Origin of the sequence: Nostocoides sp. (genome assembly GCF_035343835.1) — a bacterium.
GTDB lineage: Bacteria > Actinomycetota > Actinomycetes > Actinomycetales > Dermatophilaceae > Nostocoides_A > Nostocoides_A vanveenii.
Map to the genome: position 1 here is coordinate 1 of NZ_DAOQZV010000235.1, position 3,263 is coordinate 3,263.

The 3,263-nt window shown below is 68.1% G+C and carries 7 protein-coding genes; 3 read left to right on the top strand and 4 right to left on the bottom strand.

Annotation, left to right across the window (positions count from 1 at the left end):
- The first annotated feature begins 516 nt into the window (after positions 1-516).
- The 3 genes from PKH97_RS13700 to PKH97_RS13710 are packed head-to-tail and all read left to right on the top strand — an operon-like array spanning position 517 to position 1,488.
- The gene (locus PKH97_RS13700) at positions 517-813 is read left to right on the top strand and encodes a hypothetical protein (RefSeq protein WP_324388088.1); all 297 of its coding nucleotides are present in this window, start codon (positions 517-519) and stop codon (positions 811-813) included.
- A 15-nt stretch (positions 814-828) separates the two neighbouring features.
- A complete protein-coding gene (locus tag PKH97_RS13705) occupies positions 829-1,041 on the top strand; it encodes an alpha/beta hydrolase (protein ID WP_324388097.1) in 213 nt (70 codons plus the stop codon).
- 24 nt (positions 1,042-1,065) lie between these two features.
- Positions 1,066-1,488: a nitroreductase family deazaflavin-dependent oxidoreductase gene (locus tag PKH97_RS13710; RefSeq protein ID WP_324388089.1), complete on the top strand. Its 423-nt coding sequence runs from the start codon at positions 1,066-1,068 to the stop codon at positions 1,486-1,488.
- 75 nt (positions 1,489-1,563) lie between these two features.
- Here the strand turns inward: PKH97_RS13710 and PKH97_RS13715 are convergent, their stop codons facing one another.
- The 4 genes from PKH97_RS13715 to PKH97_RS13730 form a co-directional block, all read right to left on the bottom strand.
- Complete coding sequence (locus PKH97_RS13715) at positions 1,564-2,010, bottom strand: hypothetical protein (RefSeq protein WP_324388090.1); 447 nt, start codon at positions 2,008-2,010, stop codon at positions 1,564-1,566.
- Positions 2,000-2,365, bottom strand: a complete 366-nt coding sequence (locus PKH97_RS13720; RefSeq protein WP_324388091.1) for a hypothetical protein — start codon at positions 2,363-2,365, stop codon at positions 2,000-2,002. Before PKH97_RS13720 ends, PKH97_RS13715 begins: the two co-directional genes overlap by 11 nt.
- Before the next feature lie 42 nt (positions 2,366-2,407).
- Positions 2,408-2,662, bottom strand: coding sequence for a hypothetical protein (locus tag PKH97_RS13725; protein ID WP_324388092.1), 255 nt, complete (start codon positions 2,660-2,662; stop codon positions 2,408-2,410).
- A 132-nt stretch (positions 2,663-2,794) separates the two neighbouring features.
- Positions 2,795-3,187 (bottom strand): hypothetical protein, encoded by a 393-nt coding sequence (locus tag PKH97_RS13730; RefSeq protein WP_324388093.1) that lies wholly within the window; start codon positions 3,185-3,187, stop codon positions 2,795-2,797.
- Positions 3,188-3,263: the final 76 nt, after the last annotated feature.

Genomic DNA, 3,263 nt, shown 5'->3' on the forward strand with positions numbered 1-3,263 from the left:
CCCTCGACTGGAACCACGCCGCAACCTCGCCGTCGGCTTCGACCCTCGCGGGACCGGAGCGAGCACGCAACTGAGTTGCGCCGGCGCCCCGGTGTCGACCTACGACTTCCGCGACCGCAGTGCCGCGGCGCGAGGGCGAGCAGCATACGTCTCAAAAGCCGCACAATCCTTCTGCCGCAAGGTTTCCGGGAGCTACCTGGACTATGTCAACACCTTCCAGACCGTCAGTGACATGAACCTGATTCGTGCCGTTCTCGGCTATCGGACCACGGACTTTGTCGGCTATTCCGGCGGGACGTGGATGGGCGCCTACGTCCAGAAGTACTTCCCCAAGGCCAGCGGACGCTTCGTCTTGGACCAACACCGACTTCACCGCACCCTGTCGGCGACCTTCCTTGCCCAACCACAGGCCTTCCAACGGCGATTCGAAGCCGACTTCCGGACCTGGGCGGCGCGTTACAACGCGACCTTGCACCTGGGCCGGCGCTGCGCGGCTTCATCGACCGGGCGCGCTCGATGCCGATGGCCGAGGACCCTGCCGTCGCGGCGAACGCGACCTTCCTGGCTATCACCTGCAAGGACACCCCGTGGCCGCGGGGGCAGGCGTTCGCCGACGCCTTCTCTGCCCGCCAGGGCAAGCTCTATCCGCTGCTGGGATGGAGCGAGAACCAGAACCCTTGCTATTACCGGAACTGGCCGGCGCTGAGCATGCCGGCCCCGGATGGCGCGGGCGTCGGCACCACCCTGATGGTGCAGTCGGTGCACGACCCCGCGACCAACGCTCGACTCGCCTACGCCCCCCAAGCGAAGTAGGCCGGCTCGATCCTGATCAAGGTCGTCAAGGAGGGCGACCACGGCATCAACGGCAGTGGCAATCCGTGTGTCGATGACCGCGTGAATATGTTCCTCGCCACCGGGAGCACCGTCACCACCGACGTCACCTGCGAGGGCTTGCCGATCCCCGCGCCTGGGGCCAAGGCGCCGACCGGCCGATCGGTCCAAGAGCAGTGGGCCGCGCTGGCCGCGGGCTTACGCTTCTGATTCCGCCTTTCGAAGGAGACTCGTATGAGCTATCGACCCAGTCCGAGCGGATGGGTGCGTGACCAGGTCGCCGCGATCGAAGCCGCCGGCGACACGCGTGCGGCATCGATCATGGACCGCGCGGTCGTGCTACTCACCATGACCGGCCGCAAGTCCGGCGACACCCTCAAGGTCCCGCTCATGCGCGTCGAACACGACGGCACGTATGCCGCGGTCGCTTCCAAGGGGGGCGCGCCGGACAACCCGCAGTGGTACTACAACCTGCTCGCGAACCCGGACATCACCGTGCAGGACGGCACCGACGTGCACGCCGTGCACGCCCGAGTGATCGAGGGCGAGGAGCGAGCGCACTGGTGGGAGCTTTGCGTCGCCGCCTTCCCGCCGTATGCCGAGTACCAAGCAGGCACCGACCGCACCATCCCGGTGTTCGTTCTCGAACGGCGCTGACTCGTCGGCCCGGCCCGGGCGTCATCGCCGGGTCGGGTCGTCCGTCTGTGGTCGTCGGCTCTGACCCCCGCTCGGTCAGGCGGGGTGGGTGAGGCTGGAACGGCGCAGCCACCAGAGGCCGACGACCGGCAGGACCAGTGGCACATAGCCGTAGCCGGAGCCGAAGTGACTCCACACGGTCTTGTCGGGGAAGGCGCTGGAGCGGGCGAAGGATGCGGCGCCGACGAGCAGCACGCCCACGAGTTCGATGGAGCAGGCGGCCGTGGCCAGCCGGCGGCGGTCGGTCGCCAGCGCGTAGGTCGCGACGATGTAGACGACAGCGGCGAGCGCCGAGAGCAGGTAGGCGACCGGGGCTCGGCCGAAGTACTCGCTGATCTGCAGAATCGAGCGGCCGGTCGCCGCAAGCGCGAGCACGCCATAGACGGCCACGATCAGCCGGCCCGGCCCGGTGCCGGTCGAGCCGGGTTCGGGTGTGCCGGGAACGGACGCTCGTGCGGAGGCGTGGCGGGGGTCAGCGGGCATAGAGGTTCCAGATCTGTGCGATACGCGAGGTCATCACCGCGACGGTGAAGGCGGCGACGACGGTGACGCCCATCGCCCAGCGCGTCTTCTCACGGATCGCCAGCAGCGTGGCCATGATCGGGACGACAGGGAGGGAGAGGGCATACGCCAAGAATGTGGCACCCTCGGAGCTGGGGTCGATGGTCCGAAAGCCGCGCGCGGCGAGGACGGCGAGGACGAGCAGGCCGATCTCGACGAGCGCGGCGACACCGAGGAGGAGGTCGTTGATCAGCCGGCCCCGCCAGGCGAACAGGACGGCCAGCACGAACCAGACCACCGACACCACGATGACGCCGATCGAGACGGGCAGGATCACGCGCAGAGGCTACTTTGCCGGAGTGCTGCCGGAACAACCGGGTCAGACGAACAGGACGAGTCCCGCTGCAGCGATCATCAGCAGCCAGAGGGCCGACCCGGTGGCGAGCGCCCCGATCACGGCGGCGACAACGACGATGGCCATGAAACGCTCGGCGAACTGATCGAGCAGCACCGGCCGGCTCTGCCAGCGCGGCTTGGGTGACGAGGTGGCGCCGCGGTCACGCAGGGCCAGGTCCCAGGGGTCGAGGGGTGGGCGGTGGGGGGCCGGGGCGCCGCGGTGAGTGGTCGCACTCATGGACGTGATCCTTCCGCTGCCGGGGGTTGGTAGACCCAACCTTCACAGCAGTGTCTGGGTAGAGCCTGGATGCTGGCCTCGAAAGCACTGTGTCGCGCCGTCCACCGGTGCGCCCACGCGCATCACGGCGCGTCAGCCGGCTCCCGCGCCACCCGGGAAGCAAACGAGATAGCCCTGGGCAATCATCACCATCACGACAACCGCCCACGTCCGGGGTGGATGGTGCACGCCGTACTTCAACTCGTCGAGCAGGAGCACGCCCACCTGCAACAAGACGATCCACCCGAGGGTGACAACCGCCATCTCGGCATACTGGAGAGCCGAGGCAAAGACCCAGAAGAGCATCAGGGCGGTGACGAGCCCGACCGTCAGGGCCGAACCGGACCGCGTGGTGACCCACTGCTTGGCGGCGAACGCGCACGCCAGGTCGATCAGGGCCAGCCCAAGCATCGCGACCGTCGCCGTCACGACGGTTGGCCAGCTGCTGGGCAGTTTGATCAGGGGCAAAACGGGCAGCCCGTCCATGCGGTCCTCCTCCTCGGTGCGCGCTCGTTGAAGAGGTAGAGCAATCAGTGCGTGAGCTGATACATGCCGGCCGCGG